Genomic DNA, 24,036 nt, shown 5'->3' with positions numbered 1-24,036 from the left:
CCTCGTAGTGTCGGGGTATGGATGAGGTTGGCATGGGCGAGGCGGGTCAGCGGCCCGAGGGTCCGGATGCTGACGTGTTCCTGTATGAGGGTGATGTGCGGGAGTGGGATGCCGAGGTGGCGGGGTGGGTTCCGCCGCGTCCGGACGCTGTCGCCCTGGTGTTGGAGGCTGCTGATTTGGAGGCGGTGTTCGCGGCGCAACGGTTCGCGCGGGTCGATGACCTCCGCCTGGAAGCGTTGGATGATGTGTCCCGGTATGGGGGTGGGTCCCGCGAGTTGGTGATGCGCTCCCTGCGGCTCGAGCTTGCGTCTGCTCTGCGGGTCACGGAGAACGCGGCGGGGATGATGCTTTCCCGCGCCGAATCACTCGTCCACTCCTACCCGACGGTTCTGGAGTCCCTCTCCCACGCAAACGTGACGGTCCGTCACGCGGAGATCCTCGTCGATGACCTCGACGTGCTCCACCCCGATGTCGCCGCGGGCCTGGTGGGGCGGGCGCTGGAGCTCGCGGAATCGCTGCCGGTGGGATCGTTTCGGCGGTCGCTACGCCGCCTGATTGACCGGGAAACCGCCCCCACGTTGACGGAACGTCACCAGGTCGCGGTGCGGGGTCGTCGGATCCTGGTGGAGCCGGCGGGGGATTCGATGTCGTGGGTTCACGCTCTGGTCCCGTCGGTGGAAGCCCACGCGATCTACGGGCGGGTCACCCAGAAGGCTGTGGTGATCCGTGACCATGACCGCGGTGCGACCCGGGGAGGGGAGCGGGGGGATGGGTCGGAGCGGAGTCTGGATGAGATCCGGGCTGACGTGTTCTGCGACCTCCTCATCGACGGAACCGTTCCCCAGCACCCGAAGCAGGCTCGGGGCATCCAAGCAACCGTTGTCGTCACCGTCCCCGCCCTCGCGCTCCTCAGCGTCGACGGGGTGACCGACCCGGCGGAGGTGGAGGGGGTCGGTCCGATCCCGATCGAGACCGCCCGTGAACTCGCCGGTAACGCGTCAGGGTGGATGCGGGTACTGACCCACCCCGAAACCGGGGCCGTCATCAGTGTCGGACGCACAAAGTACCGGCCACCACCGGAGCTCGCGAAACTGGTGAAGTGGCGGGCTGACCGGTGCATGGGACCGGGATGCGGGAAACCGGCGTCGCAGTGCCAGATCGACCATTCGGTCGCGTGGGCAGACGGCGGGGAAACATCGGTGACGAACACGGCACCGTTCTGCCAGGGCCACCACACCGTGAAGCATCACGGCGGGTGGCAGATCACCCACCTGGGTGACGGGTCCCTGGAATGGGTATCCCCACACGGGCGCCGATACATCGTGAAGCCCGAACGACACCTCCCCACCTTCTACCCCAACGCGGCTTGACGGTCCCAGTAGCATCGGCTCAAGGGGTCGGCCGGCGACTCCTGACAGAGGAGCCGTTCGGTGGGGAACTTCGACTTCGTCGCGCAGGCGTGGCCGCAGGTCGGTGACGCCGCTGCGCGCGCCGAAGCCTATCTACGCGCCGACCCGCGGGCATCCGCCACGTACGCTCGACGCGCTGCCGAACTCTTCACCGCCTGGATCTACTCCGCCGAGAACCTCGAGCGCCCCTACGACGACACCTTCGCCAACCTGACCGCGCAGAGGGCGTTCCGCGACACCGTCGGCGACTCGATCTGCGGCAGCCTCAAGATCATCCGTCTCGTCGGCAACGACGCCGTCCACAAGGATGACGAGATGCCGCTCGCGCGGGCGCGCGGCTCCCTCGAGCAGCTGCACCGCGTGTGCCTCTGGCTTCACCATTGCTATGGCGACCCGGCAGCACCGCAGCCGGCACCATTCGCGTTCGACCGCGTGCCACCGGCACCCGAGTCAGTCGTACGACAAGCACGTAGCGAACTCCTCAAAATCCAAGCCGAGTTCGACAACGCCCGTGCGCAATTGAGCGAAGCGGCGGCGCTCGGCGCCAAAGCGCAGGCCGAAATTGAGGAGTTACGCGCAGACATCGCGCGGCTCAAGGCCGAGAACGCCCAACGCAGCACCACGCACAAAATCGCGGATCCGACCGACGCGACCGAGGCCCAGACCCGCGAACAGCTCATCGACCTGCTGCTCCACGAAGCGGGCTGGCCGCTCGATGATGCCCGCGACCGCGAGTGGCCGGTGACCGGCATCCCGAGCCCGTCGGGCACCGGCAAGGTCGACTACGTGCTGTGGGGTGATGACGGAAAGCCGCTCGCCGTCGTCGAAGCGAAGCGCACCTCGACGAGCGCGAAAGAGGGCCGTGAGCAAGCCGCGATCTACGCGGATGCCCTCGAACGCGACACCGGCCAGCGCCCGCTCATCTTCTACACGAACGGGTACGACACCTGGTACTGGGATGACCGACGCTACCCTCCACGCAAGGTCGCAGGATTCCTCACGAAAGACGAACTGTTGCTGGCCGTGCAGCGGCGCACGATGCTCAGACCCCTCGAGACCGTCGCGGTCGATCGGGGAATCGTCGAGCGGTCCTACCAGCTGCGCGCCATTCGCGCTGTGAGCGACGCGTTCGAGCACAAGCGGCGCCGAGCCCTGCTCGTCATGGCCACCGGAACCGGCAAGACCCGCACCGTGATCGCGCTGGTCGACGTGTTGCAGCGCGCGAACTGGGTCAAGCGGGTGCTGTTCCTCGCCGACCGCACCGCGCTCGTGAACCAGGCGGTCGGCGCCTTCAAGACGCACCTGCCCGACAGTGCACCCGTGAACCTGCTCACCGACCGCGACAGCGAGGGCCGTGTCTTCGTCTCCACGTACGCGACGGTGATGAACCTCATCGACGCGGGAGACGACAACCTGCGCCGCTTCGGCCCCGGCTACTTCGATCTCATCGTGGTCGACGAGGCACACCGATCGATCTACAACCGGTACGGCGAGATCTTCGACTACTTCGACGCGCTCGTCGTCGGTCTCACCGCAACACCCCGAGCCGACATCGACCACAACACGTATCGACTCTTCGAGCTCGACGATGGAGTACCCACCGACGCTTTCGAACTCGACGACGCGATCGCGGGAGGTTTCCTCGTGCCGCCGAGAGCTCGCGTCATCGACCTCGGGTTCATGAGTCGCGGCATCCGCTACGCCGACCTCAGCGACGAGGAACGCGAGCAGTGGGACGCCCTCGAATGGCAGGACGGCGACATCCCCGACGAGGTGGATGCCGCAGTCCTGAACCGCTGGCTGTTCAACGAAGACACCGTCGACAAGGTCCTCGAGATCCTCGTCGATGAGGGACAGTACGTCCAGGGCGGCGACGTGCTCGGCAAGACGATCATCTTCGCGAAGAACCAGAAGCACGCCGAGTTCATCCAGGAACGCTTCGACGCGAACTTCCCCGAGCAACGCGGCCAGACGGCGGCGATCATCACGCACGCCTCGGGGCCCTACGTTCAGGACCTCATCGACAGGTTCTCGACCCCGGGCGCGAAGCCCCACATCGCCATCTCCGTCGACATGCTCGACACCGGCATCGACATCCCGGATGTCGTCAACCTCGTATTCTTCAAGCCGGTGCATTCGCAGACGAAGTACTGGCAGATGGTCGGACGCGGCACCCGACTGCGTCCCGACCTGTACGGGCCCGGCAAGCCGAAGACTGACTTCATCATCTTCGACGTGTGCGGCAACATCGAGTACTTCAACGCCGACATTCCCGAGGCTTCCGGTCATCGAACGGTATCCGTCTCGGAGCGCGCGTTCCTCGCACGCCTGCGACTGCTGGGACTGCTCGCGGGTCGCGACGACACGGATGCTGCGCCGCTGCGTGACCAGCTCGCGACGCGCCTTCACGCCGCGGTGGGAGGCATGAACCGCCAGAACTTCCTCGTTCGCAAGCATCTGCGCGCCGTCGACCGTTTCACCCCCGCCCAGGCGTGGCAGCACTTCACTCCCGCCGACGTGGATGGCGCCGCCGCCCTCGCGGGACTACCGACGGCCTCCGAAACCGACACCGACGAAGCGGCGAAGAGGTTCGACCTGCTGCTGCTCGAGGCGCAGGTCGCCGTTGCCGGCGGCGACCCGGTGCCGCAGCTGATCGTTGCACGGGTCGGCGACGTCGCTGCCGCGTTGCTTCAGCGCCGCGGCATCCCGGCCGTTGATCAGCAGGCTGCGCTGCTCAGCGCCATCACCGATCCAGAGTGGTGGGATGCCGCGAGCCTCACCTATCTGGAGTCTGTCCGCATAGGCCTGCGCGGGCTCGTGCGTCTGATCGATGCCAGCGGCCAGCATCCGATGTACACGGACTTCGTCGACACGATCGCCGAGCGCCGCGACATCGACATCGTGCGGGTCATGCCGGGACTGGACCGTCGCGCTTTTCGCGAGAAGGTCCTCGGATTCCTCGAGGGTCATCGCGACAACCTCGCGCTGCGCAAGCTGCGTACCGGCCGCGAACTCACCTCCGTCGATCTCGCCGAACTCGAGGCGATCCTCGTCAGCGTCGGGGGAGTGGATGCCGGCCAGCTGCGCGCTCAGGCCGACGAAGCACGCGGCCTCGGGCGACTCATCCGTTCGATCGTGGGGCTCGATCGTTCAGCAGCCGAAGCCGCGCTCGGTGACTTCGTCGCGGCATCCGGTTTCACACACCGCCAGCACGTGTTCGTCGATCTCATCGTCGAGCAGCTCACGATCGCGGGCTACCTCGACCCGCGGCGGCTCTATGAGGACCCGTTCACGGGAGTCGCTTCCGAGGGGCCGGACGCACTGTTCACCGAGGCGCAGGTCACCGAACTCATCGAACGCCTGCACCAGCTCGACGAGTCGGCCGAGCCCCACGACTCGGCATCCGCCTAGCCGTCACCGCAGCGGTGTTTGGAGCGCTCTACCGGTAGTTGACGAACTGATCCCAGGGTGATGCCTGGTGTTGGGAGTTGACGTGAACCCCGGAATTACGCGGTTTTCCTGATGTGAGTTGTTGGCGCTGACGGTGCTGGAATGCGGATTCTGCGGACTCGCTGCGGACTGAGGGAGCACCGGTGAGCGCACCGCTGGATGAACGTCGTCTGTACTCGTATCGGGATGCGGCGAAGCGGATCGGCCGTGACGTTCGCACGATCAAGCGGTGGCGCCGGCAAGGGATGCCGACGGTCTTGATCGACGGGACACGGTTCGTGCGTGAGGGCGTGCTGCTGGCGTGGTTTCGGTCGACGCTCGCAGCTTCACCGGTTCACAGGGCGCGGATGCTGAGCCTGCACGGCGTCACGCTCGAGCCCCAGCCCCGACCGATCGATCCGAACTACAAGCCGAACTCTGCCCCTGGAGATGACACGAGCGGCAACGTCGCACCGTACCCTCGGGAGGCCGTTGAGGATCTCATCGAAGCGGTGCGGATCCGTCACGGTGGCCCCGAGTACACGGCTCTCCGCAGGGCGATGGCAGAACACCCGCCAGAATGCGCCGGAAACGACCTGTACACGGCCGAGAAAGTGGACCCGGGTACTCAGGCGGTTATGGCGTCGGTTTGCTCACCGTGCATCCTGAGCGCGCTCTGCGAACAGTTCGCGGCCGTACACAAGCCGGCATCCGGGTTCTGGGCAGGGAAGCCCGCGCGGGCGTACCGAGGCGCATCTTCTCCGGCCGATACGTAGAACCAAGTAGGAGCCTGGCGCTACAGTCGCGCCCATGGACTTCTGGACGTGGGCAGATGATCACGGCGTGGGAATCACCGCGCTGGCGACCGTGGCGCTGGTGCTTGCGACGATCGCGACGCTGTGGGTCGCTGGGCGCGACTCCGCCAGGCGGAATCGGCCAATGGTCTCGGCAAGCTTCGTCTTCTCCGAGAACAGCCCGTCGACGATACTGCTCCGCATCAAGAACTACGGGCCGACGCGAGCTGAGGACGTCCGGGTGACGTTCGATCCTGAAATCCCGACTGACGACACGACAGACCTCGTGAGAAATCGGTATGCCGAGCCGATTGGCGTTCTGAACCCTGGGGAGTCGCTCGAGAACGCCTGGCACATCCCGCGATTCGACGCCGGAGAGTATGCCGGGAACGTTTTCGACTATCCCGACAGGGTGACGGTCAAAGTCACCTACAAGGGCGGTCCCTTCGGGATGCGCCGATCCGACGTGACAGTCACTCAATGTCGACAGCCACATCCACACATCAGACACCGTGTCCTCGAGTTCGATGCTTGGAAGCGTGCGGAGGATCGCGTCGGCGTTGGACTCTATCAAGCAGAAGATCCGCACCTAGACGGGGTTATCCGCGGCGTTTGGGTGGGCGCGGGAACCGCACGACGTTTGGTGCTTTCGCCGGCGCTTGGTCCGACTCGACGACGGCGAGCTTCCGAGACCGCACCTCGAGCTGGATCCGTGATCGCGGCGTGAGACCCAGATCCGCGAGCACATGCGACAGCAGGGTGTGCGCGCGGAGCTCAGCGCGGACATCACCAGAATCGACAGCCCGATCCACGAACGACGCGAGCGCCCGAGCCTGCGCGACCGACGCCGCGTCACTCGCAACGATCCACTTCGCCGCAGCCAGTGCCGCCTCAACAGACTGACGCATCTCACCCTGCGCCCCGTCAGCGCCCGCCCGCGCCCGCTCAGCAGCCTCAGCACGCTTGCGCGCCCGATACGACGCCGCATACCGGCGGTCACGCTCACGCTTCGCCTCAAGCTCCGCAGGGCTCATCTGACGCTCGTTTCGATCGAAAGGTACCTGGATGGGGAAATCACTGCCGGAAGAGTGGTTTGGGGGCGAGGTGCGCAGAGATTGGGACGCCCTTACCCCTGGGAGGTGAGTCCGGCAGCCGTTGAAAGGACCAGCTGCCGGACTCGTGTCACGCGCCCGGGAACAGGGCAGGCGCGTGAGCCTTGAGTGAGGATCACTCCTCGGGTTCGATGGTCTCGACCTGGACGAACGCTCCGGGCTTCTTGACGCGGAAGCCGTAGCGGCCTTCGTGCATGAGCAGGAACGTGTTGTTCGTGGTGCGCTTGCCGGTGTCGACCACGAGCTCGTCGTCGCCGAGCGGGATGATCTCTGCCTGGGTGAAGTCACCGACCAGAGCGTTGCCTGTCGGCATGCCGGCGCTGGTAGCGACGGGGCCGCCGAGCCAGTCCTCGATCGCGGATCGTCCGCTGAACAGGAAGGGTCCTGTGGCGCCGTCCTCGCGCATCAGCTCGAGAGTCTGCAGGTCGGTCGGGTTCAGCACCCATCCGTTGAACGGCAGCTCCTGGGCGATGAACTTGTGCTTCGCGTTCGACAGTGTCGTGAGCAGGTCGGTTGCCCACACCTGCACCTGGATGCCGGTGGTCTCGAGGATCCCGACGAACGCATCCGTTCCGGCCTCCTCGTCGGGGCCTTCGCCGGACAGGATGTCCTGCTCGATCGCGACCATCATGTCTTCGGCGAGCTGCTTCTCGACGACATCCATCAGGCGTTCGTAGTCGGCGAGATACCGGTACGGGAGATCCTCGGTCTTGTTGACGTACGTGCGGTAGTGGTCGGTGACCTCACCGAACGTGTAGATCGAGGTGGGCTTGTTCTCGCCGTCAGCGATCGCTGCCGCATTGTTCGTGCGGGTCGTCTGCCGCATGTACTGGAACTCGTTACCGACCCGGCCATCTCGCGGGCTCCCGCGGCCGATCAGGTCCAGCAGAGTGCGGCGGGGCGCGTCGATCTCGACCGGGTCGCCGGCATCCAGCAGGTTCGGGACCGAGATCGACCCCGACACGAGTGCCTTGACACCGTCCGGGCCTCCCGCCGTGATGAGGCCCCGCTCGTTGAGGGACCGCATCGCCTTCTGCGCCCACACGTTGCGGCGCGAGTACACCTCGACGCGGGAATCCTTGCTGCCGGTGGGCTCGTCGCCGAGGCCAGGGAATCCGAGGCCGATGCTGCGCAGCGCGCGCATCGTCTCATCGCTCCTCAGGCCCTTCTCGTAGAGCGCCTTCACGCGCTCGAACTCGTTCAGGTGACCGCGCGCGGCAGTCACCTCATCATCCGTCATGTCGCGGCGTTCGGCCTCAGCCTTCGCCGCGATCGCCTTGGCCTTCGCCAGCGCTTCGCGCATCTGGTCTTTGAGGGTCATGATGACCACTCCTTCGTGTGCAAGTGCGCGCCGGCACACGACTCGGCCGTGCGCGCGTGAACGGTGGATCTGCAGCGGCCTATGTGGTCTCTACCGCGCGAGCGCGGGAAACGGGTTCAACCTGAGACTGCAGTTCGCTTGTGTCCGGAGGTTCATCGGGCCTTGGCCCCGTCGGGCTCATCGGTCCTTGACCACTCACATCGCAACGGATCCGCTTCCCCGCTTCAGCTCCTCGGCCTTGTCCCCGGCGGGATCCTCGGCCTTGGCTTTCACGAGTCGGACTGGCTGCGCGCCATCCACTTACAAATCCGATTCTACCGGCGATGTTCCGACATCATCCTCGGACACGCCCGCCAGCCAGGCGACCTCCACAGACGCCGGCAGGAACCCACTCGGATCACGCAGCGACGACGGAGGCCGCACGAACGGCGCCGATCCCGCCCCGTCATCCTGCGGCGCCCACGGACCCGGCCCAACACCTCGACGACGACTCACGACCGCGCCCGCTCGATCGCCGCAGCCCGACTATCCAGCCGCCCGCGAGCCTTCCGTACATCACCGGCCTCTAGATCCCGGTGCACCTGATTCAACGTCGACCGTGCGCTCTTCGCGCGCCGCTGAGACGCCGTCAACAGACCCTCCATACGGCGCACGTCACCCTCAAGATCCTCGATCAGCTTGTACGCCTGCCCGAGCGTCTGCCGGAGGTCACCGGCGTACTCGCGCCATGCTGCCTCACCGTCCCCGCGGGCTGGTTGCGGGATCACCCGCCCACCTCCGCGAGCAGCTGCGCGAGGTACCGGCGCGCGAACTCCGCGGCGTTCTGCTCGCCCGACGCTGCGACCATCAACGACGCGACGTCCTCGCTCAGGGCTCGGATCACGTTGATCAGCGACCCACATTCACCGAACCCCCAGTCATCCGCGAAGGTGTCCTGCACTGCGGCCGAGATCATCTCGTCGTCCCGCGTCACCTGGCCGCAGACGATCTGCGCCGCCCGCGCACGGTCGATCGGCCGAATCGGATCGAGTTCTGCTGTCGCGCTCATGCTGCTCCCTGATCCATGTACGAGACAATGTCCTCCTGATCGACGAACCGACGCGCGTTCGGGCTCAAGCGCTCGTACACCTCGGGTGTGTGGCGTGCGTCGTGGCTGATGTCCTCTCTTCCGGCGTGCTCGATCTGCTGCCAGTACTCACGAATGAGTTCGTCAGCCTCGTCGTAGGTCGATACGAGCGAGCGGACGTACTGCTCGGGCTCCGTCTCGATGCTCGACTCGAGCAGGCTCAGCAGCAGCACGAGATCCATGAGCATCGTCAACTGCTTCGATGACATCGCGCGTCCGCTCGCTGTGCGAGTGGACTTTGAATCATGGTCTTCTGTAGAGATGTTCTTCTTGTAGATGGTCTTCTTTGGGGGTGGACCACCCTCGGTAGGGTTTTCCGACGTAGGCGCATCCTTCTCTGGCTCTCGTAGCTCGTAGTCGGCGCCTGAGAGCGTGCCATCGTCGCGACGGATACGGGCGCGCCGCAGATAGCCGAACCGCTCCAGCTCCTTGATTGCAGACCGAACTGCATCGCGACCCTCGGGACCGTTCGCAACGAGCGAGTCGATCGTGATCTCCCACCCGACCCTGTGCGTGAGGAGCTCAGCGAGTAGCCCGCGGGCCTTGCGGCTCAGCCGCGCATCCCTCATCCACGCGTTCGGGATCTGCGCATAGTTGTCGAACGTCAGGCGGCTGCGACGGATACTCATTGCGCGCCCTCCATCCGCGACGAGCTGCGTGCGCGCACTGTCCGCTCGCCACACTCGACCGCGATCGCTGCCGACAGAATGCGCCTGGATAGCTCCCGAGCTTCGTAGGCGGACATCTCCTCACCGGCAACGAGAACGGCACCGTCGCGGCGGGCCGTCGGCTTCCTGACATTCACGTCCACGGTCACGACGTCACCCCAACGGAATCACCCGTGAACGCCGTCCTTACGTGATCTGATGTGTCCCTGGGCTCTACCCACGCCTCAGACCTCGATAGACGCCCGGTACGTGTTCGCCAACCACCCTGACGAGGAACCGGCCATGCCGCGACAATCGGCGCGCAGGTGTCGCAGGGAGGCTTGACCGTCGAGAACCCATTAGCGACCCCCCACGCGAGCTGCGCGGCGCACCTGTCGCACAGCCCCGCGGTACGAGCGTGATCCACGACGCGCTGCCAGGCGAGCGCTTTCCCCTCGGTTTCCGGCGCCTCGCTCACGACTCCGCGGCCTTCCGTGCCTTGCGGTCTTCGAGGATCTCCCCGAGCGTCGTCCCCTTCGGATAGCCCGAGTACGCGGCGACGATCCGGCCGACCTTTGATGCATCCTCGACCGCCTCCAGCAGTTCGCAGGCAGCGGTGAGCGAACGAGCGAGAGCCGCCGCCGCACGCAGGTCAAGGCCTTCCGCCTTGTCGGTCACCGTCACGTCGATGTCGCCGTTATCGCACTCGAACCAGTCCCCGACACGAGCGCCCTCATGGTTCCGGTCGAACTTCGGTGAATCGTCCACAACGACGGTGATGAGCTGCGTCAGATACGCCCAACACTTCGCCCCCGGCACCTGGAAGTCGCGACGAAAACTCACCGTCACCTCGCCGCCCAGCGAGGAGCCGATCTCAGCTTCCTCCGACCAGGACGGCGTCACAGCTGCCGGCCACGGGACCTCCACGGCATTCTCGAAGTCGATCCACTTCTGAACGCAATCGTCCTCCGTCCACTGGACGCCGCGAGGAGTGGGCTCAGCCATCGCCCCGCGCGCCCACTCCTGAAACTCAGGCAGCGCCCGAACCTCCGCGGTCACCCGAGCGTATTCTGCGACGTACTGCTCGGCCCACTCCCGGATTGCGGCGTCGATCTCAGGTGAATGCTGGATAATGTTCATGATCGTTTCCTTTTCTGGTTGTTCGGTCACTGCCCCGGCGGCTCCACCCGACCGGGGCATCTCTTCTCTTACAGCGCCCTGCTCGGCAAGCAAGGCACGCAGCGCATCCACCGCATCGGCCGGCTGATCGAGATCGATCGTCCCGACACGACCCGAGGGCATCCGCCACGTCTCGACGGCCATCAGACCGCGGCCGCCGTGCTCGTGCGCTCTGCTGACTCAAACGCTTCGGCGATGAACGCCTCCACGTCGGACTCGCGAAAGCACACACGGCCAGCGATCTTCGCGTGCTTCGGCGCCGTGTTTTGCTGGATCATCCAGCGCACCTGCGCTTCACTGCGGCCGAGGCGCTCAGCCACGTCCTTGATAAACATCAGCTTGTCGGCCATTGCGCTTCGGTCTCCTGTCGTGTGTTAGCTGTCCAACACATCAGAGCATATGCGGGCATGTGTTGAGTGTCAATGCCATTTCATGCGAGACTCGGAGAATGACTGGCGGCGAAGGCACATCGGATTTCGCGGCAGAGGTCGATCAGAACATCGCGCGCAACGTTCGTCGGTCCCGTGAACTGCGCGGGTGGTCGCAGTCGGAGTTCGCCGAACGCATGAGCGCTCTGGGCATTCCCGGCATGCACCAGACGACAATTGCCCGGATCGAGAGTGGGCAGCGACCACTAAGGGCAGCGGAGGCGGTCGCTCTGTGCCGTCTCCTTGAAGTGAGTCTCGAGAGGCTGGCGGAGTCGGGGGCTTCAGCAGACTTGCGTTCCCAGATCAACGAGCTCACGCAGTCCGTAGCTGTGTTTGAGGCCGCCGCACGTCAGCTGCTCCACAGCCGCCGGGTTGCTGCACTGCGGCAGGACACTGAATATCCCTACGATGCGCAGGGGCGCGCTGAGCAGGATCAGGTGATCCGATCAGGTGTGGACCCGAATCTCTACGAGACTCTCGAGGAGCGCATCGTCACGTCGGCGCCCCACAATCGCCTAGAGGTCATCTATGTGAACGAGCTGCACGACGAGAACGCCTACGCCAGGCCGGAGGCGAGCAAGCACATGAGCCGGTTGGAGTTCATTGCTGGCGAAATGGACGAGTGGCTCAGTCGGGGAAGCGCTCGGGGTGTGCTGAGAACAATCGGCGACGACTTTGAAGACTTGCTTTCCTCTATGAATCCGGCGGAAGACGATGGCGAGCATCAAGCAGAGGAGTGATGGGGTGTGGCGGGCCCGATACCGGGACGCCGACGGCCGGGAGCACGCCCGGCACTTCAAGCTGAAGCGTGACGCGCAGCGGTGGCTCGATGAGGTCACGACATCGGTCGTAACGGGCCAATACGTCGACCCTCGCGCCGGTGAAGCATCCTGGGATGAGTTCACTCGGGCGTGGATGGACCGGCAGACCTGGACCGCAGGCACCCGTGAGGCGGCACAGACGGCGATTCAGAGTGTCCCCTGGAAGGGGGACGGTATCGGGACCGTCCGACCCTCTGCGGTGCAGTCCTGGGTGACGGGGGAGACGAAACGCGGCCTCGCGCCGACCACTGTCCGCACGCGGCTGAACTACGTCCAGATGGCGTTCCGCGCCGCGGTGCTCGACAAGGTCATCCCCTCGAGCCCCGCCATCGGGATCAAACCGCCGCGCGTGCGCAAGGCCGAGGCGACGATGAAGATCCTCACCGTCGACCAGATCCGCGCCGTCCTCGACGCCGCCGGTGACTTCCGCCCCTTCGTCGAGGTCTGCCTGTTCGCCGGTCTGCGCCTCGGGGAAGCTGCCGGTCTGCAGCTCGGTGACGTGAACTTCCTCGCCCGCACTATCGACGTTCGCCGTCAGGTGCAAGGCTCCACGATCGCCACGACGACGGTCGTGCTCCCGAAGTACGGCAGCGAACGCACCGTCTACGTCCCCAGCGAGCTCATGACCGTGCTCTCAGCGCACGTCGCAGCGCACGGACTCACGGAGCCCGACGAGCCGCTGATCACGACGCCGCTCGGCCGCCTGTACAACCGCAACAGCGCGGGGGAGGAGTGGCGCCGTATCCGCGAAGCCAGCGGACTCCCGGCAGAGATCACCCTCCACACATTGCGGCACACGTTCGCCTCGAACCTGATCGCGTCAGGGTGCGACGTCGTGACCGTGCAGCGCGCTCTCGGGCACGCTCAACCGTCGATCACCCTCAACACCTACAGCCACTTGTGGCCGTCAGCGGAGGACCGGACGCGCGCCGCGACGGCCGCATTCATGGCCTCGATCGCAGATTCTGCGGACTCCCTGCGGACTGAAACAGGAAAACCCCAGGTCAGCGGGTAGCGTTACCGGTAGTTGACGAACTGCAGGTCGACGTCGAGATCGGCGGCCTTCAGAATCCGGATGACTTCTTGCAGGTCATCCCGGCTCTTGGACTGCACCCGCAGCTCATCGCCCTGGATCTGCGACTTCACCGACTTGGGGCCCTCGTCGCGGATGATCTTGCCGATCTTCTTCGCGTTCTCCTGCGAGATCCCGTCCTTGAGGCTCGAGACGATGCGGTACTCCTTGCCGCTGGCTGTCGGCTCGCCCGAGTCAAGGCTCTTAAGCGAGATCCCGCGCTTAATGAGCTTCGACTGGAACACATCGAGCACTGCTTTCGCGCGCTCTTCGGAGTTGGCCTTGATGAGGATCTGCTCACCGCTCCACTCGATCGAGGCGTCAGTGCCCTTGAAGTCGTAGCGCTGCTCGACCTCTTTGCGCGCCTGGTTGAGGGCGTTGTCGGCCTCCTGGTGGTCGACCTTGCTCACGATGTCGAACGATGAATCAGCCATGGGGGAATTCTAACGACGCCTCCTCGATGGAAGCGCTTCCATACGGATGACGGTCACAAACTGGTCTCGATACTGGGGACAAGTCTCGCGTCATCCGCTCCGGGATGTTACAAATGTAAGCGCTTGCAGAACCCGCGAGCACACTGGTTCGACGCGGAACACTCGCGACGGCCGATCACATCAGCACTCAAGAGAGGCACACACCAATGAAGGTGAACATGAGGAGCATCGTCGCCCTGGGCGCGATCGCTGCGATTTCATCTCTGACCCTCGCCGGTTGCGCGGGCAGCTCAGACAGTGGCGAGACCACGGCACCGGACATGTCCGGCTCCATCACCGTGTGGGTCGACGCCGACCGTGCAGGCGTGCTCGAAGCGGCGGCTGCCGACTTCACCGAGCAGACCGGCGTCGAGGTCACGCTCGTCCAGAAGGAGTTCGGCGAGATCCGCGACCAGTTCGTCCAGCAGGTTCCGACCGGCGAAGGCCCCGACATCGCTGTGGGAGCGCATGACTGGCTGGGCACCCTCGTGACCAACGGTGTCGTTGCACCGGTCGAGCTCGGCGACAAGGCGGGCGACTTCGAGGATGTCGCCATCAACGCCTGGGCCTACGACGGCCAGACCTACGCCGTTCCCTACGCGATCGAGAACATCGCGCTCATCCGCAACACGGACCTCGTGTCCGAGGCTGCAACTGACTACAACGACATGATCGCCAAGGGTCAGGCCGCCGGCACCGAGTACCCCTTCCTCGTGGGCCTTGACCCCGAGGCTGCCGACCCGTACCACCTCTACCCGTTCCAGACGTCGTTCGGCGCGCCGGTGTTCGGCCAGAACGCCGACGGCAGCTACAACGCCGACGACCTGCAGATCGGCAACGAGGGCGGCGTCGAGTTCGCGAACTGGCTGGGCGAGCAGGGTGCTGCCGGCATCCTGAACACCAACATCACCGGCGACCTCGCGCTTGAGAACTTCACCTCGGGCAAGTCGCCGTTCTTCCTGACGGGCCCGTGGAACGTGCCGGCGATCGAAGAAGCTGGCATCAACTTCTCGGTCGACGCGATCCCCTCGGCCGGTGGCCAGGACGCACAGCCGTTCGCCGGTGTGCAGGGCTTCTTCCTGAGCTCGGAGAGCGAGAACACCCTCGCTGCGAACGAGTTCCTCGTCAACTACATCGGTAGCGAAGAGGTTCAGCTGGCCCTCTACGAGGTCGGTGGCCGTGCACCCGCGCTGAGCGCCGCCTTCGACCAGGTCGAAGCGAGCGACCCCGTGGTTGCCGGATTCGGTCAGGTCGGCGCCAACGCCCTTCCGATGCCGAGCATCCCCGAGATGGGCTCGGTCTGGCAGTACTGGGGCGTGACCGAAGCTGCGATCATCAACGGCGGCGACGCGCCGGCGCTGTGGACGCAGATGGCGGCCGACGTTCAGGCAGCGATCGAGTAATCCGATCCGCGCAGGTGGGGTGGTGCCCAGGCGCCACCCCACCTCGCACCCTGCCCAGGAAGAGGGATGAGGATGTCTGCTCCGACAACTGAGAATCGCGACCCCGCGATCGACCCGCGCCGTCGCGAGAACTCGGCACGCGCGCGCCGCATAGCGGACTCCGCCGGCGTCGGCTGGAAAGTGCTGCTGTTGAAGATCGTCGCGATGGCGATCATCGACGCGCTCGCGCTGTACTCCGTGCTCGTGCTCATGCAGAGCGAGCAGTGGATTCCGATCGTCGTCATCCTGCTCATCACGGGCTTCGCGAACTACATCTACTTCAGCCGCGGAAACCTCCCAGCGAAGTACCTCATCCCCGGGCTCATCTTCCTCTTCGTCTTCCAGATCTTCGCGGCCGGCTACACCGCCTACGTCGCCTTCACGAACTACGGCACCGGACACAACAGCGACAAGGATGCTGCAGTCAACGCGCTCCTCCTCCAAGCGCAGGAGCGGGTGCCCGATTCCCCCGCGTACAAGCTCACGATCGTCGAGCGGCTGGGGGAACTCTCGTTCCTGGTCACCGACCCCGACGGGATCGTCGAGATCGGCAACGACGACAACCCGCTCGAGCCGGTCGAGAACGCCGAGATGGACGGCAGCAAGGCCGTCGGTCTCGACGGATACAACAGCCTGAACTTCTCGCAGATCGTCGCGAACCAGCAAGAGATCGCCGCCATGGCGGTGCCGCTCAGCGACGACCCTAACGACGGATCCCTGCGCACCCCCGACGGATCCAGCGCCTACGTCTACCTGTCGAAGCTCGTCTATGACGAGCAGGCCGACACGATGACCGATACCCGCACGGGCACCGTCTACTACGACATCGGAACCGGCGCCTTCACAGCCGAGGACGGCACGGAGCTGCTGCCCGGATGGCAGATCTTCGTCGGCTTCGACAACTTCACTCGCGCTTTCACCGAAGAGTCCATCCGCGGCCCGTTCTTCTCGGTGCTCGCGTGGACGTTCGTCTTCGCGTTCCTGTCGGTGGCGACCACCTTCGTGCTGGGGCTGTTCCTCGCGATCGTCTTCAACGACCCGCGGATGAAGTCCAAGAAGTACTACCGGGTGCTCATGATCTTGCCCTACGCCTTCCCCGGGTTCCTCTCGGCGCTCGTGTGGGCAGGCATGATGAATCAGGAGTTCGGATTCATCAACGTCGTGCTCTTCGGCGGTGCCGACATCCCGTGGCTCACGAACGAGTGGCTGGCGAAATTCAGCATCATCCTGGTGAACCTCTGGCTCGGGTTCCCCTACATGTTCCTCATCTGCACCGGTGCGCTGCAGTCGATCCCCGACGATCTGCAGGAAGCTGCCCGGGTCGATGGAGCCAACGCGTGGCAGGTCTTCCGCAGTATCAAGTTCCCGCTTCTGCTCGTTGCCGTGGCCCCGCTGCTGATTGCATCCTTCGCCTACAACTTCAACAACTTCAGCCTCATCTACATGCTCACCGGCGGTGGGCCCCGGGATGCGACGGCCGGCGTCAACGTCGGTGCCACCGACATCCTGATCACGATGGTCTACAAGGTCGCCTTCGTCGGCTCGACAGCCGACTACGGGTTGGCGAGCGCGTTCTCGATCATCATCTTCCTCATCGTCGGCACGATCTCGATCATCGCGTTCCGACAGACCAAGGCACTTGAGGAGTTGAACTGACATGAGCGACTTCCGTTCCGGCGCCCCGGCCGCCAAGGGCCTTCTCGAGAAGGTCGCCGACGAAGACACCGAGATCACCTCCAGTCGCGGCGGCGGGGGAGCCGGCGTCCCCGGCGGTGCCCCCGCGCCCCGTCGACCGTTCCGCCGCTACTTCCGCGAGACCGGATGGCGCCACCTCATCGGCATCGTGGTCGGGATCTTCGCGATCTTCCCGCTGCTGTACGTCATCTCGGCATCCTTCAACCCCAATGGCACGCTGCTGACAGCCAACGGCCTCTTCCAACGGCTGAGTCTCGACAGCTACGTATCGCTGTTCACCAGTGCCCAGCATCCGTACGGCGCCTGGTTCGTGAACACGCTTGTCATCGGGTTGATCACTGCCGCAGGAACGGTGTTCCTCGGCGCGCTCGCGGCCTACTCCTTCTCGCGCATGCGGTTCACGGGTCGTCGCGTCGGTCTCACCACGCTTCTGGTCGTGCAGATGTTCCCGCAGCTCCTCGCGGTGGTCGCGATCTTCCTGCTGATGGTCGCGATCGGCGACATCTTCCCGGCGATCGGGCTGAACTCCCAGATCGGGCTGATCATGGTGTACCTCGGCGGCGCACTCGGGGTGAACACCTACCTCATGTACGGGTTCTTCAACACGATCCCGTCGTCGATCGACGAGGCCGCGAAGATCGATGGTGCGGGACACGCGCGGATCTTCTTCACGATCATCCTGCGCCTGGTCGCTCCAATCCTTGCGGTGGTCGGGCTGCTGTCGTTCATCGGAACCTCAAGCGAGTTCGTGCTCGCGAGCGTCATCCTGATCGACCCCGACAAGCAGACGCTCGCCGTCGGCCTGTACAAGTTCATCTCGGACGAGTTCTCGAAGAACTGGTCGGTGTTCGCCGCCGGCGCGGTGCTCGCCGCCATCTTGCCCGTCGCCCTGTTCCTCGCGCTGCAGCGTTACATCGTTGGGGGCCTGACCGCCGGAAGTGTGAAGTAACGGATGCCGGGCCTTCGCGCCCGCGCCGGGGCGGTGGTCGCCGCCGTCTCGGCCGCGGTGCTTCTGCTCGCCGGCTGCACGCAGGCCTCGATCGAGGTTCCCGAACCGGCCGCACCGGATGTCGGCATCGAGCTCTTCCAGTTGCCGTGGACTTCTGTTGCCCAGGAGTGTGAGACGACGCTCGCGCCCGCCGGAATCGCGTGGGTGCTGCTCTCTCCAGCTCAGGAGCACATCGCGGCAGACGAATGGTGGGCCTCGTACCAGCCGGTGAGCTACCAGATCGAGTCGCGCCTGGGTACCCGGGACGAGTTCGCCGACATGGTGCAGCGCTGCAACGCCGCCGGGGTCGAGGTGATCGCCGATGCCGTCATCAACCACATGACCGGCCAGGACGCCCCGGGCGTTGGATACGCCGGCACGGCATACGCGCACTACGACTACCCCGGCCTGTACACGGAGTCCGACTTCCACCACTGCGGACTGACGGCGAACGACGACATCCAGCTCTACAAGAACCGCGAGCAGGTGCAGAACTGCGAGCTCGTGAACCTCGCGGATCTCGACACGGTGAGCCCCACGGTGCGGGCGACGATCGTCGCCTACCTCGACGACCTGCTCTCGCTCGGGGTCTCGGGGTTTCGGATCGACGCCGCCAAACACATTCCAGCCACGGATGTCGAGGCCATCGTCTCGCAGCTGCCGGAGGGGACCCGGATCATGAGCGAAGTCATTCGCGGAGCTGGTGAACCGATTGCGCCCGAAGAGTACGAAGGATTCGGTGAGGTCTTCGAGTTCACCTACGCCCGCGAACTCACCCCGCCCCTCGAGAATGGCGTCTTCTCCGATCCGGTGCTCTCCGATGACCGCCCGCAACAGGTTCCCTCTGACGCAGCGATCGTGTTCGTCGACAATCACGACACCGAACGAGGTGAAGCGAACGTCACAGCGCGCGATCCGCAGCTCTACGTCATCGCGAACGCACTCATGCTCGCCGACGACTACGGCACCCCCGTCCTCTACTCCGGGTACGCCTTCACCGACCGGGATGCCGGAGTGCCGACGGACTCCGACGGCCGGGTCATCGATGCGACCTGCGCCGACGCGACAGGTCCCGCATCCGCCCTCGCCGACGGCGAGCGCACGTGCGTGCAGAGCTGGCCCGCGATCCGCGGCATGCTCGAGTTCCGCGCGATGGCGGGGGCAGCGCCCCGGATGCCGGGAGTCGACTCCGGCGATGCATACGGCTTCGAGCGCGAAGGCCGCGGCGTCGTCGCCGTGAACGTCGGCGACGAGATTCAGCGCATCGAGATCCCGACCACGATGCCAGGCGGTACCTACTGTGATGTCATCACCGGGGGAGCGGATGCCGCCGTCGACGGCGGGTGCGCGGGGCGTGAGTACTCCATCTCGAGTGGCATCGCCTCGTTCGACCTCGACCCGGGCGCTGCTGCCGCCATCCATCTCGGCTCGCGACGGTGAGCCCGAGGACCCGACCGACAACTGAACAACAATCTGAGGGCTCTGTCATGGCCGCGGCCGTGCAACCACGATTCCCTGACCGACGGTGCACGCGCCGACCTCTCGAAACGGACCGATCATGACGACGCCTATCCTTGTTCCCCACCACGACGGATCGCCCCTCCACGTCTCCACCCAGACGCCCGCGCTCGGTGAGCTCGTTCGCGTTCGACTGCGTGTTCCCGCCGACTATCCCGCGCTGCGGGCAGTACGCACTCTTTCCAATCCCGACCACGAACCCGCCTGGACTGAGGCGACCGAACTCGGGACCGCCGACGGCTGGAGCTGGTGGGAGGCCCCGATCGTCGTGCGTAACCGCCGGCACGGCTACCGCTGGCTGCTCGTCCACGAGTCCGGCCGCGTGGAGTGGCTCAACCAGGCCGGCCTGTCCGATCTCGAAACCCGCGACGCCGACGACTTCGCCCTGGTCGCTCACCCCGCCCCGCCGGAGTGGATGTACGACGCCGTCATGTATCAGGTCTTCCCCGACCGGTTCGCCCGCTCGGAGGCGGCGGATCGGCATCCGACCCCCGACTGGGCGATCCCCGCGAGATGGGACGAACCGGTCGATCCTGTCATGCCCGGGCGCTCGCAGCAGTTCTACGGCGGCGACCTCGACGGCATCCGTGAGCACCTCGACCACCTCGCCGACCTCGGTGTGAACCTGCTCTACCTCACCCCCTTCTTCCCTGCGGCCTCGAATCACCGGTATGACGCGTCGAGCTTCACGCGCGTCGACCCGCTGCTCGGCGGGGATGAGGCGCTGATCCGTCTCGTTGCGGCTGCGCATGAGCGCGGCATCCGTGTCATCGGCGATCTCACCACGAACCACTCCGGCGACCGTCACGAGTGGTTCCAGGCGGCGCTCGGGAATCCCGAAGCGCCCGAGGGCGAGTTCTACTACTTCACGGATGCCGAGCGCACCCGCTACGAGTCGTGGCTGGGCACCCCCACCCTGCCGAAGTTCAACTGGGCCTCGTCGGAGCTGCGTCGCCGATTCGTCGAAGGGCCGGATTCGGTCGTTGCGCAGTGGCTCAACCCCCCGTTCTCGCTCGATGGCTGGCGGATCGACGTCGCCAACATGACGGGGCGGCTCGGAGACGTCGACCTGAACGCCGAGGTCCGGCAGCTGACGCGGCAGACGATGATCGAGACGAATCCCGACACGATCCTCATCGCCGAGATCACCAACGACGCCTCGGGTGATCTCACCGGGGACGGGTGGCACGGCGCGATGACCTACCCGTCGTTCGCGCGGCCGCTGTGGGCGTGGCTGTGCGAGCCGACGGGGACGCCCTACCTCACCGGCGACGGGGAAGAGCGGACGGAGCCGTGGTTCTTCGGGCAACCGGTCGGCGGCATCCCCCGCTATGACGCGAGACAGTTCGTCGGCGCCGTCACCCGGTTCACGGCGGGCATCCCGTGGCGCGTGCGGCTGGGAAACATGCAGACCCTCGACAGTCACGACACCGCCCGCTTCGCAACCAACGCACCGGCGGAGGCCATTCCGCTGGCCGTCGGCCTGTCGATGACACTGCCGGGGATGCCAGTGCTGTTCGCCGGCGACGAGTTCGGCCTCGTCGGCGCCGACGGTGAAGCGAGCCGCACCCCGATGCCGTGGGGCACCGAGTCGGATCCCGAGGTCGCCGCCCGCCTCGACCTCTACCGGCAGCTCATCGCGCTGCGGCGCCGGCATCCCGGCCTGGCGAACGGCGGGCTGCGCTGGGTCCGCGTCGACGAGAGCGCGGTCATGTTCGTGCGCGAGAGTGCTGAGGAGTCGATCTTGGTGCTGGCGTCCACGACGGATGCCGACATCACTGTTCCTGCTGGTGCGGTCATCGGCACCGAAGGTGCAGAGGCACTTTTCGGTGGCGCGGCGCTGAAGACTACGGCGGACGGCAGTGTCGGCATCCGGGTCACAGGCGCCACCTTCGCAGCATGGGCCCTCCCGGGCGTCGATGTGCCGGAGTCTCGGGAAGGATCGGGCGATGGCGACGCCTGAGCGTTTCGACGAGCTCAGTCGCGGGCTCGTGGACGGCGTTGCGCGGCATCCCGACCTCGTCGGCCTCGCGCTGCTCGGATCGGCATCCGACCAAGCCCGTGACCGCCGTGATGAGTGGTCGGATCACGACTTCTTGGCCATCGTCGCGCCGGGTCGGGGCCAGGCCCTGCGCCCTGACCTCGGCTGGCTTCCCGACCCGGATTCGCTCGCGCTGACGGCCCGTGAGGGTGAGATCGGCTTCGTCGCCGTCTACGACGACGGCCACGTGATGGAGTTTGCGGTGGCCGAAGCATCCGAGTTATCCGGCGCCGTCGCCGGGGACGCGACGGTAGCCCTGGACGACGAATCCGACACGGTGACCGACCTCATCGACGATGCGCGCGAGCGGGCAGCACTCGCTGACCGCTTCGATCCCGCCCAGGACGCTCGACTCGTGCTCGTGAAGATCCTCATCGGTGTCGGCTGCGCTCGCCGCGGAGAGGTGCTCGTGGCTGGGCAGTTCGTCAGGACCTGGGCCGTGCAGCTGCTTGTGCGGACGATCCGTGGACGGTTTCCCGACCGGTGCGGACCGACGCGGGATCGGATCGATCCGCTACGTCGGTTCGAAGCCGACTTCCCGGAGCTGGCCGAGCAGATCGCGCGCGCCGTCGCGCAGGAGGTCGAGCCGGCGGCGCGGGCGCTGTTCGACATCCTCTGTGGGCTCGAGCGCGGCTGGGTGGACTTCCCGCGTCGTGCGGCCGACGCGGTAGCAGCTCGACTCGGATGGACCGGAGACTGATCAGACCCTGCTCCGTGAGCTGCCACCTTCGTAGGATGTCGGGGGAGGAGGTGGCATGCGTCCGCTTACCGAAGAGGAACTTCGCGCGTCGTTCGTCAACGCTGCACCCGACGAGCTTCGCGTGATCGAGGTTCCGCTGAGTGCCCGCACGACCGACTGGTATCACTTCGACTTTCTCGCCTGGCGCGACCCCGAGTTCCGGGGCCGCGGATACCTCGTTGCCGAAGTCGATGGAGAGCCGCGGGGAGTCGTGCTTCGCGCATCCGACAGTTCGTCGCGGTCGCGAGCGGCGATGTGCAACCTGTGCCACACGATGCAGCCCGGCAACCAGGTCTCGTTGTTCACCGCGCGACGCGCCGGGGACGCTGGCGCTCACGGTGACAGCGTCGGCACCTACATCTGCACCGACCTCTCGTGCCACGACAACGTGCGGCTGGCCGCGCCGCTCGCGCCCAGTGAGATGCGCGGTAGCGTCGACCTGAAAATTGATGGCACACGGCGCCGCACCGAAGCGTTCGTCGCGCGTGTGCTCGAGAACGGAGAGGCCCCGGCATGAGCTCGGTGGTAGTGATCGGCGATGCGCTGATCGACGAGTTGCGCGACGACGCCGGCGTGAAGGAGTTCGTCGGGGGAGCGGCACTGAATGTGGCTGTTGGCCTGTCGCGACTGGGCGTGCCGACGACGCTGATTGCCATGGTCGGAGACGACGAGGCCGGTGCCAAGATCCGGGCCTACCTCGACGACTACGGCGTGCAACTGCTCGCATCTCCCTCGCCGCTCGGAAGCTCGCGAGCTGTGAGCGTGCGTGTCAATGGCGAACCGACCTACGCATTCAACGATGCGGCAAAGGCGCGCCATCTCACGTTCGATGAAACCCAGCGAGCTGCTATCGCGGATGCCGATCGCGTCGTTGTCAGCTGCTATCCGTTCGACGACGCCGAACAGACGGCGGCGCTCATTGACGCGGTAGGTGAGGCATCCGATCGCCTCGTCATCGACCCGAACCCTCGCACCGGCATGATGAAGGACCTTGACGAGTTCCGCCGCGGGTTCGAAGCGCTCGCCGACGGGGCTGGTGTCGTGAAGATCGGTGACGATGACGCGACGCTTCTCTACGAGACGGACCTGGATGCCGCGGTCGCCCGGATGCGAGAGCTTGGCGTGCCGACCGTTCTTGCCACCCGGGGTGCCGCAGGAGCGACGCTGGTCACCGATCCGGCAACAGTGACCAAGCCCGTCTCGTCCCTTCCCGGGGCGGTGACCGACACCATGGGCGCGGGGGATGCATCCCTCGCCGCCCTCGTCGCCGGGATTGTGCAGAAAGACCCCACGACCGCGGACGAGTGGACTGACGTGCTCGGCACCGCAATGGACATCGCCGCGGCGACCTGCCGCTTCCACGGTGCCCTGCTGCGAACCCCGGATGCACTTGCCGACGACCACATGGATCCCATCGGCACCTGAGACCGCAATGCCCACAATTGTTCAAGGGCCCCCGCTTCGCGAGAGCCCTTGAACAATGAGTGGCAGGTGAGGGATTCGTCCCCACCGCCTCTCCACGCGCCGCTGTGCAGCGCGGGGAGCCTCGGGCGGCGTGGGCCCACCCGAGGGTTCGAACCCGCAATGCCCACAATTGTTCAAGGGCCCCCGCTTCGCGAGAGCCCTTGAACAATGAGTGGCAGGTGAGGGATTCGAACCCCCGAAGGCTATGCCGGCTGATTTACAGTCAGATCCCTTTGGCCGCTTGGGTAACCTGCCAAGTGCGCACCCGCCCAGCTTGTACAGTCGACCGGAGGCGCGACTAGCAATATTACAGCGAGTGACGGGCTCTCAGAAATCGT

General features: G+C 65.7%; 22 protein-coding genes and 1 tRNA gene. 13 read left to right on the top strand and 10 right to left on the bottom strand.

The features are described from left to right. Positions 1 to 17 precede the first annotated feature (17 nt). The 3 genes from AADH62_RS05220 (at position 18) to AADH62_RS05210 (ending at position 5,614) form a co-directional block, all read left to right on the top strand. Positions 18 to 1,370, top strand: a complete 1,353-nt coding sequence (locus AADH62_RS05220) for an HNH endonuclease signature motif containing protein (RefSeq protein WP_341578589.1) — start codon at positions 18 to 20, stop codon at positions 1,368 to 1,370. A 60-nt stretch (positions 1,371 to 1,430) separates the two neighbouring features. After that, positions 1,431 to 4,820 carry a DEAD/DEAH box helicase family protein gene (locus AADH62_RS05215; RefSeq protein ID WP_341578588.1) on the top strand — a complete coding sequence of 1,130 codons (3,390 nt, stop codon included), beginning with the start codon at positions 1,431 to 1,433 and terminating at the stop codon, positions 4,818 to 4,820. Between the two features lie 182 nt (positions 4,821 to 5,002). Then, on the top strand, positions 5,003 to 5,614 hold the full coding sequence (locus tag AADH62_RS05210) for a hypothetical protein (protein WP_341578587.1): 612 nt from the start codon (positions 5,003 to 5,005) through the stop codon (positions 5,612 to 5,614). 60 nt (positions 5,615 to 5,674) lie between these two features. On the opposite strand, the gene AADH62_RS05205 is transcribed toward AADH62_RS05210, so the two are convergent. The 8 genes from AADH62_RS05205 to AADH62_RS05170 all read right to left on the bottom strand — a co-directional run bounded on the left by AADH62_RS05205 (position 5,675) and on the right by AADH62_RS05170 (position 11,367). Further along, positions 5,675 to 5,836, bottom strand: a complete 162-nt coding sequence (locus tag AADH62_RS05205; protein ID WP_341578586.1) for a hypothetical protein — start codon at positions 5,834 to 5,836, stop codon at positions 5,675 to 5,677. A 395-nt stretch (positions 5,837 to 6,231) separates the two neighbouring features. Continuing rightward, a complete protein-coding gene (locus tag AADH62_RS05200; protein ID WP_341578585.1) occupies positions 6,232 to 6,666 on the bottom strand; it encodes a terminase small subunit in 435 nt (144 codons plus the stop codon). Positions 6,667 to 6,859: 193 nt separating this feature from the next. Beyond that, a complete protein-coding gene (locus AADH62_RS05195; protein ID WP_341578584.1) occupies positions 6,860 to 8,065 on the bottom strand; it encodes a phage major capsid protein in 1,206 nt (401 codons plus the stop codon). Positions 8,066 to 8,556: 491 nt separating this feature from the next. After that, entirely contained in the window at positions 8,557 to 8,832 is a 276-nt protein-coding gene (locus AADH62_RS05190) for a hypothetical protein (protein WP_341578583.1), read from the bottom strand. Further along, the gene (locus tag AADH62_RS05185; protein ID WP_341578582.1) at positions 8,829 to 9,113 is read right to left on the bottom strand and encodes a hypothetical protein; all 285 of its coding nucleotides are present in this window, start codon (positions 9,111 to 9,113) and stop codon (positions 8,829 to 8,831) included. The genes AADH62_RS05190 and AADH62_RS05185 overlap by 4 nt, the downstream gene beginning before the upstream one ends. Next, positions 9,110 to 9,820 carry a helix-turn-helix domain-containing protein gene (locus tag AADH62_RS05180; RefSeq protein WP_341578581.1) on the bottom strand — a complete coding sequence of 237 codons (711 nt, stop codon included), beginning with the start codon at positions 9,818 to 9,820 and terminating at the stop codon, positions 9,110 to 9,112. The genes AADH62_RS05185 and AADH62_RS05180 overlap by 4 nt, the downstream gene beginning before the upstream one ends. Before the next feature lie 492 nt (positions 9,821 to 10,312). Further along, positions 10,313 to 11,161 carry a hypothetical protein gene (locus AADH62_RS05175; protein WP_341578580.1) on the bottom strand — a complete coding sequence of 283 codons (849 nt, stop codon included), beginning with the start codon at positions 11,159 to 11,161 and terminating at the stop codon, positions 10,313 to 10,315. Beyond that, positions 11,161 to 11,367, bottom strand: a complete 207-nt coding sequence (locus tag AADH62_RS05170; RefSeq protein ID WP_341578579.1) for a helix-turn-helix domain-containing protein — start codon at positions 11,365 to 11,367, stop codon at positions 11,161 to 11,163. The genes AADH62_RS05175 and AADH62_RS05170 overlap by 1 nt, the downstream gene beginning before the upstream one ends. A gap of 98 nt (positions 11,368 to 11,465) precedes the next feature. On the opposite strand from AADH62_RS05170, the gene AADH62_RS05165 reads away from it, so the two are divergent. Together AADH62_RS05165 and AADH62_RS05160 are read left to right on the top strand one after the other, a co-directional pair. Then, positions 11,466 to 12,185, top strand: a complete 720-nt coding sequence (locus AADH62_RS05165) for a helix-turn-helix transcriptional regulator (protein ID WP_341578578.1) — start codon at positions 11,466 to 11,468, stop codon at positions 12,183 to 12,185. Positions 12,186 to 12,189: 4 nt separating this feature from the next. After that, positions 12,190 to 13,281 carry a site-specific integrase gene (locus AADH62_RS05160; protein WP_341578577.1) on the top strand — a complete coding sequence of 364 codons (1,092 nt, stop codon included), beginning with the start codon at positions 12,190 to 12,192 and terminating at the stop codon, positions 13,279 to 13,281. 2 nt (positions 13,282 to 13,283) lie between these two features. On the opposite strand, the gene AADH62_RS05155 is transcribed toward AADH62_RS05160, so the two are convergent. After that, on the bottom strand, positions 13,284 to 13,772 hold the full coding sequence (locus AADH62_RS05155; RefSeq protein WP_300595006.1) for a YajQ family cyclic di-GMP-binding protein: 489 nt from the start codon (positions 13,770 to 13,772) through the stop codon (positions 13,284 to 13,286). Positions 13,773 to 13,978: 206 nt separating this feature from the next. Between AADH62_RS05155 and AADH62_RS05150 the strand changes: the two genes are divergently transcribed. From AADH62_RS05150 to AADH62_RS05115, 8 genes are all read left to right on the top strand, one after another. Further along, positions 13,979 to 15,214 (top strand): maltose ABC transporter substrate-binding protein, encoded by a 1,236-nt coding sequence (locus AADH62_RS05150; RefSeq protein ID WP_341578576.1) that lies wholly within the window; start codon positions 13,979 to 13,981, stop codon positions 15,212 to 15,214. Between the two features lie 72 nt (positions 15,215 to 15,286). After that, the gene (locus AADH62_RS05145; protein ID WP_341578575.1) at positions 15,287 to 16,909 is read left to right on the top strand and encodes an ABC transporter permease subunit; all 1,623 of its coding nucleotides are present in this window, start codon (positions 15,287 to 15,289) and stop codon (positions 16,907 to 16,909) included. Between the two features lies 1 nt (position 16,910). Then, positions 16,911 to 17,897: a sugar ABC transporter permease gene (locus AADH62_RS05140; protein WP_341578574.1), complete on the top strand. Its 987-nt coding sequence runs from the start codon at positions 16,911 to 16,913 to the stop codon at positions 17,895 to 17,897. Positions 17,898 to 17,900: 3 nt separating this feature from the next. Then, positions 17,901 to 19,376 carry an alpha-amylase family protein gene (locus AADH62_RS05135; protein ID WP_341578573.1) on the top strand — a complete coding sequence of 492 codons (1,476 nt, stop codon included), beginning with the start codon at positions 17,901 to 17,903 and terminating at the stop codon, positions 19,374 to 19,376. A gap of 118 nt (positions 19,377 to 19,494) precedes the next feature. Further along, positions 19,495 to 21,417, top strand: a complete 1,923-nt coding sequence (locus AADH62_RS05130) for a glycoside hydrolase family 13 protein (RefSeq protein WP_341578572.1) — start codon at positions 19,495 to 19,497, stop codon at positions 21,415 to 21,417. Beyond that, positions 21,404 to 22,195 (top strand): hypothetical protein, encoded by a 792-nt coding sequence (locus tag AADH62_RS05125; protein WP_341578571.1) that lies wholly within the window; start codon positions 21,404 to 21,406, stop codon positions 22,193 to 22,195. The genes AADH62_RS05130 and AADH62_RS05125 overlap by 14 nt, the downstream gene beginning before the upstream one ends. A 55-nt stretch (positions 22,196 to 22,250) precedes the next feature. Further along, positions 22,251 to 22,751, top strand: coding sequence for an FBP domain-containing protein (locus AADH62_RS05120; protein WP_228177908.1), 501 nt, complete (start codon positions 22,251 to 22,253; stop codon positions 22,749 to 22,751). Beyond that, positions 22,748 to 23,659, top strand: a complete 912-nt coding sequence (locus AADH62_RS05115; RefSeq protein ID WP_341578570.1) for a PfkB family carbohydrate kinase — start codon at positions 22,748 to 22,750, stop codon at positions 23,657 to 23,659. The genes AADH62_RS05120 and AADH62_RS05115 overlap by 4 nt, the downstream gene beginning before the upstream one ends. Before the next feature lie 212 nt (positions 23,660 to 23,871). Here AADH62_RS05115 and AADH62_RS05110 read toward each other — a convergent pair. Continuing rightward, positions 23,872 to 23,953 (bottom strand) — tRNA-Tyr (locus tag AADH62_RS05110). Between the last annotated feature and the right edge of the window lie 83 nt (positions 23,954 to 24,036).

It is taken from the genome of Microbacterium schleiferi (assembly GCF_038150145.1).
GTDB classification, from domain to species: domain Bacteria; phylum Actinomycetota; class Actinomycetes; order Actinomycetales; family Microbacteriaceae; genus Microbacterium; species Microbacterium schleiferi_B.
Note: the sequence above shows the minus strand (reverse complement) of the source record. Positions and strands in the feature narration are given on the sequence as shown.

Coding starts and splice junctions, on each gene's coding strand:
- AADH62_RS05180 (WP_341578581.1), bottom strand. CDS start 9,820: ATGAGTATCCGTCGCAGCCGCCTGACGTTCGACAACTATGCGCAGATC.
- AADH62_RS05115 (WP_341578570.1), top strand. CDS start 22,748: ATGAGCTCGGTGGTAGTGATCGGCGATGCGCTGATCGACGAGTTGCGC.
- AADH62_RS05205 (WP_341578586.1), bottom strand. CDS start 5,836: ATGCGGAGCAGTATCGTCGACGGGCTGTTCTCGGAGAAGACGAAGCTT.
- AADH62_RS05175 (WP_341578580.1), bottom strand. CDS start 11,161: ATGGCCGTCGAGACGTGGCGGATGCCCTCGGGTCGTGTCGGGACGATC.
- AADH62_RS05195 (WP_341578584.1), bottom strand. CDS start 8,065: ATGACCCTCAAAGACCAGATGCGCGAAGCGCTGGCGAAGGCCAAGGCG.
- AADH62_RS05170 (WP_341578579.1), bottom strand. CDS start 11,367: ATGGCCGACAAGCTGATGTTTATCAAGGACGTGGCTGAGCGCCTCGGC.
- AADH62_RS05185 (WP_341578582.1), bottom strand. CDS start 9,113: ATGAGCGCGACAGCAGAACTCGATCCGATTCGGCCGATCGACCGTGCG.
- AADH62_RS05165 (WP_341578578.1), top strand. CDS start 11,466: ATGACTGGCGGCGAAGGCACATCGGATTTCGCGGCAGAGGTCGATCAG.
- AADH62_RS05145 (WP_341578575.1), top strand. CDS start 15,287: ATGTCTGCTCCGACAACTGAGAATCGCGACCCCGCGATCGACCCGCGC.
- AADH62_RS05140 (WP_341578574.1), top strand. CDS start 16,911: ATGAGCGACTTCCGTTCCGGCGCCCCGGCCGCCAAGGGCCTTCTCGAG.
- AADH62_RS05220 (WP_341578589.1), top strand. CDS start 18: ATGGATGAGGTTGGCATGGGCGAGGCGGGTCAGCGGCCCGAGGGTCCG.
- AADH62_RS05150 (WP_341578576.1), top strand. CDS start 13,979: ATGAAGGTGAACATGAGGAGCATCGTCGCCCTGGGCGCGATCGCTGCG.
- AADH62_RS05120 (WP_228177908.1), top strand. CDS start 22,251: ATGCGTCCGCTTACCGAAGAGGAACTTCGCGCGTCGTTCGTCAACGCT.
- AADH62_RS05130 (WP_341578572.1), top strand. CDS start 19,495: ATGACGACGCCTATCCTTGTTCCCCACCACGACGGATCGCCCCTCCAC.
- AADH62_RS05200 (WP_341578585.1), bottom strand. CDS start 6,666: ATGAGCCCTGCGGAGCTTGAGGCGAAGCGTGAGCGTGACCGCCGGTAT.
- AADH62_RS05155 (WP_300595006.1), bottom strand. CDS start 13,772: ATGGCTGATTCATCGTTCGACATCGTGAGCAAGGTCGACCACCAGGAG.
- AADH62_RS05125 (WP_341578571.1), top strand. CDS start 21,404: ATGGCGACGCCTGAGCGTTTCGACGAGCTCAGTCGCGGGCTCGTGGAC.
- AADH62_RS05135 (WP_341578573.1), top strand. CDS start 17,901: ATGCCGGGCCTTCGCGCCCGCGCCGGGGCGGTGGTCGCCGCCGTCTCG.